Consider the following 4,338-nt stretch of genomic DNA (forward strand, 5'->3'; position numbering starts at 1 on the left):
GGACGACGCTGCACTCCGCAATGGGCGCCTTCAGCCTGTCGCGTCGGGGTAAAATGGGCGGATGCCTGACGCCCCGTTCATCCATCTTCGCCTGCACAGCGAGTATTCGGTTACCGACGGAATCGTCCGCCTCGGCGATGCGGTTGCCCGCGCCGACAGCTACGGGATGCCGGCGCTGGCGCTGACCGATCTGGTGAACGTCTTCGGTCTGGTCAAGTTCTATTCGGCGGCGAGGAACAAGGGCATCAAGCCGGTGCTCGGCAGCGATGTCTTCATCGCCAACGAAAGCGATCCGGATCGCCCCTGTCGCCTGCTCCTGCTCGTTCGCTCACGGCAGGGCTACCTGCAGCTCTGCGAGCTGCTGTCGCGTGCCTACGTGGCGCCGCGCGTACGCGGACGGGCCGAGATCACCCGCCGCATGCTGCAGGATGTTGGCGTCGACGGTCTGATCGCCCTGTCGGGCGCCGCCGCCGGTGACGTCGGCGAAGCGCTGCAACAGGGCAACCGCGAACAGGCGGCGCTGCGCGCCCAGCGTTGGGAGGCGCTGTTCCCCGGCGCCTTCTACCTGGAAGTACAACGCCATGGGCAGGCCCAGCAGGAGTTTCTGGTCGCCGCCACCGCCGATCTCGCCGCCGATCTGGCGCTGCCGCTGGTCGCCACGCATCCGATCCAGTTTCTCGAGCGTGACGATTTCAAGGCGCACGAGGCGCGGGTATGCATTGCCGAGGGCTATATGCTCGGCGATGTCCGGCGCCCGCGGCTATATACCGAAGAACAGTATTTCAAGTCGGCCGACGAGATGGTCGCGCTTTTCGCCGACCTGCCGGAAGCGCTCGAAAACTCGCTGGAAATCGCCAAGCGCTGCAACCTGGAGATCACCCTCGGGCAGAGCTACCTGCCGGACTTTCCGACTCCGCCCGGGGTGACCCTGGCCGATTTTCTCCGCCAGCAAGCTGTCGCCGGCCTCGAGATCCGTCTCCTGCAACTGTTCCCTGACGCTGCCGAACGTGCGGCACAGCGAGCCGCCTACGACGCCCGCCTGCAGCTCGAAACCGACACCGTCGTCGAGATGGGCTTTCCGGGCTACTTCCTGATCGTTGCCGATTTCATCAACTGGGCCAAGCACAACGGTTGCCCGGTCGGCCCGGGACGTGGTTCGGGCGCCGGCTCGGTGGTTGCTTACGCCCTGGGAATCACCGACCTCGATCCGCTGCGCTATGCCCTGCTCTTCGAGCGTTTCCTCAACCCCGAGCGGGTGTCGATGCCCGACTTCGATATCGACTTCTGCCAGGACAATCGCTGGCGGGTGATCGAGTACGTGCGCCAGAAATATGGCGTCGCCGCGGTATCGCAGATCGTCACTTTCGGCACCATGTCGTCGAAGGCGGTCATTCGCGACGTCGGCCGGGTACTCGATCTGCCGTACAACTTCTGCGACCAGCTCTCCAAACTGATCCCGGTCGAGACCAACAAGCCGCTCTCGCTGGCCCGGGCGATCGACGCCGAGCCACAGCTGAAGGCCAGGATCGAGGACGAGGAGGAGGTACGCGACCTGTTCGACCTCGCCGCCCGCCTCGAAGACCTGACGCGCAACGTCGGCATGCACGCCGGCGGGGTGCTGATCGCGCCTGGCAAACTCACCGACTTCTGCCCGGTCTATTCGGCGGACGGCGGCGGCTCGGTGGTGTCGCAATTCGACAAGGACGATGTCGAGAAGATCGGTCTGGTGAAGTTCGACTTCCTCGGCCTGCGCAACTTGACGATCATCGAGCTGGCCCTGAAATACGTCGTACAGCTCAGTGGCGAACGTCCCGATCTGGCGACGCTGGCCTTCGACGATCCGAAGACCTACCAGATTCTCAAGGATGGCAACACCACGGCGATCTTCCAGGTCGAATCGGAAGGCATGAAGAAGCTGGTCCGGAAGCTGGCCCCGGACCGTTTCGAGGACATCATCGCCGTTCTCGCCCTCTACCGGCCGGGTCCGCTCGGTTCGGGAATGGTCGACGACTTCATCCTGCGCAAGAAGGGTCAGCAGAAGATCGATTACTTCATCGATGATCTGAAAACCTGCCTCGAACCGACCTACGGGGTGATCGTCTATCAGGAACAGGTGATGCAGATCGCCCAGATCATCGGCGGCTACACGCTCGGCGCTGCCGACCTGTTGCGCCGGGCGATGGGCAAGAAGAAGGCCGAGGATATGGCCCTGCATCGCGACCTGATGCGCGACGGAGCGAAAATCAAGGGCTACGATGAAAAGCTGGTGATGCAGCTGTTCGACCTGATGGAGAAATTTGCCGAGTACGGTTTCAACAAGTCGCATACCGCCGCCTACGCCGTCGTCACCTACCACACGGCCTGGCTGAAGGCGCACCATTGCGCTGCCTTCATGGCCGCCACGCTGTCGTCCGACATGGATCAGACCGATACCGTCAAGATCTTTTACGACGATGCGGTCAGCAACGGCCTGCAGATCCTCGGCGCCGATGTCAATGCCTCGGACTACCGCTTCACCCCGGTCGATCGCCGCACCGTTCGCTACGGCCTCGGGGCGGTCAAGGGGACCGGCGAACAGGCGGTCAACGCCATCCTGAAAGCGCGTGAGCTGAGTGGCCCGTTCAAGGATCTGTTCGATTTCTGCCGCCGTTCCGACAAGCGCATGGTCAACCGGCGCACCATCGAAGCGCTGATTCGTGCCGGTGCCTTCGATTCGCTCGACGACCATCGCGCGCGTCTGATGGCCTCGGTCGGCATCGCCATCGAAGCGGCCGAACAGGCCGAGCGCAACGCCATGCAGGTCAGTCTGTTCGATATTTTCGAGGCGGCCGGCGACGATCGTGGCGAGCACGGTCCGCGCTATGTCGAAGTGCCACGCTGGAGCGAACGGCAGAAGCTCAATGAAGAAAAGCTGGCCCTCGGTTTCTACTTCTCCGGTCACCCTTTCACCGAACTGCAGCCGGAAGTGTCGCGCTTCGCACGCAAGCCGCTGGCGGCGCTGGAAGCCAGGAAGGAAACGCAGTTGCTGGCGGGTCTGGTGGTCGGCGTGCGTACCAAATTCACCGCGCGCGGCAAGATGGCCTTCATCCAGCTTGACGATGGCACCCGCTCGCTCGAGGTGTCGGTATTCAGCGAGTTGCTGGAGGCCGAACGCGCCAAGATCAGGGAAGATGAGGTGCTGATCGTCGAAGGGCGGGTGCAGCGTGACGATTTCGCCGGCGAAGGCCGCCTGAAAATCGTCGCCGAACACCTGCTGACGCTGGCCGAAGCGCGCGGTCGCTTTGCCCGCCATCTGCGCCTGTCGCTCAACGGCCACGCCAGCGGTGCCAACGCCAGCGCCGCCGTGCAGCGCCTGCGCACCCTGCTGGCGCCCTATACGCCGGGGAATTGCCCGGTGCGGCTGTCCTACCGTAACGGCGAGGCGGTTTGCGAACTGGCTTTCGGCGACGCCAATTGGGTGCGTCTCGAAGACGACCTGCTGGTCGCTCTGCGCGAGTGGTTGAGTAGCGACAATGTCAGCGTGGACTATGTCTGAGGTGCTTGATCTACCGAACCGGAGAAGTCGATGAAAGCAAGCCGCTTGCGCTGGACCGTCGTGCCATTGCTGGCCGCCGTGCTGTTGCCTGGCTGTTCCGGCAAAACCAGCCTCGAGAACTACAACCGGTTGAAGGTCGGCCAGTCGTACGACGAGGTCAAGCTGGTCCTTGGTGACCCGGCGCGCTGCGATGAAGCGCTCGGTGTGCGCAGCTGCACCTGGGGTGACGAGCAGCGCGGCATCAACGTCGCTTTCGTCGGCGGCCAGGTCCTCCTGCTGTCGGCCCGGAACCTCAAATGAGCGCGCCCGCCGGCAAGCCGTTGCTGATCGACAGGGAGCTGCTTGATGCGGTCAGTGGCGAAGCCCGACACAGCCCGCGTCAGCGCAAGAACCGCAATTTCCACCGGGATGATGCAGCTGTCGCCCATCGGCTGCTCAACGCCATCGAGCCGGGCTCCTACCTGATGCCGCACCGTCACCTCGACGCCCACAAGGACGAGACGATGGTCGTCCTGCGTGGCCGCCTCGGCGTCGTTTTTTTCGACGCCGTCGGCAACGTTGAGCAGACGGTGCTGCTGCAGGCGACGGGTGCGGTATGCGGAGTCGACATTCCGCACGCTGTCTATCACACGGTGCTGGCCCTCGAGCCCGGGACGGTGATGCTCGAAGCCAAGGCCGGACCTTACCTGCCGCTCGACGCGGCGGAAAAGGCGCCGTGGGCACCGGCCGAGGGCGCGCCGGAAGCAGCGGCCTACGCGCAGTCGCTGAGCGAGCGCTTCGCCAGGGGCTGAAACCGGTGGCGA

3 protein-coding genes are annotated in these 4,338 nt (G+C 64.1%); all 3 read left to right on the forward strand.

Features of this window, described 5'->3' with window-relative positions; translation table 11 throughout:
* Window positions 1-61 precede the first annotated feature (61 nt).
* The 3 genes from dnaE to RUW20_RS12465 are packed head-to-tail and all read left to right on the forward strand — an operon-like array spanning window position 62 to window position 4,326.
* Complete coding sequence (gene dnaE, locus RUW20_RS12455; RefSeq protein WP_313952552.1) at window positions 62-3,535, forward strand: DNA polymerase III subunit alpha; 3,474 nt, start codon at window positions 62-64, stop codon at window positions 3,533-3,535.
* A 30-nt stretch (window positions 3,536-3,565) separates the two neighbouring features.
* The gene (locus RUW20_RS12460) at window positions 3,566-3,835 is read left to right on the forward strand and encodes a hypothetical protein (RefSeq protein WP_313952553.1); all 270 of its coding nucleotides are present in this window, start codon (window positions 3,566-3,568) and stop codon (window positions 3,833-3,835) included.
* The gene (locus tag RUW20_RS12465; RefSeq protein ID WP_313952554.1) at window positions 3,832-4,326 is read left to right on the forward strand and encodes a WbuC family cupin fold metalloprotein; all 495 of its coding nucleotides are present in this window, start codon (window positions 3,832-3,834) and stop codon (window positions 4,324-4,326) included. Before RUW20_RS12460 ends, RUW20_RS12465 begins: the two co-directional genes overlap by 4 nt.
* The last annotated feature ends 12 nt before the right edge of the window (window positions 4,327-4,338 follow it).

This window comes from Accumulibacter sp. (assembly GCF_032229525.1).
Classification (GTDB): domain Bacteria; phylum Pseudomonadota; class Gammaproteobacteria; order Burkholderiales; family Rhodocyclaceae; genus Accumulibacter.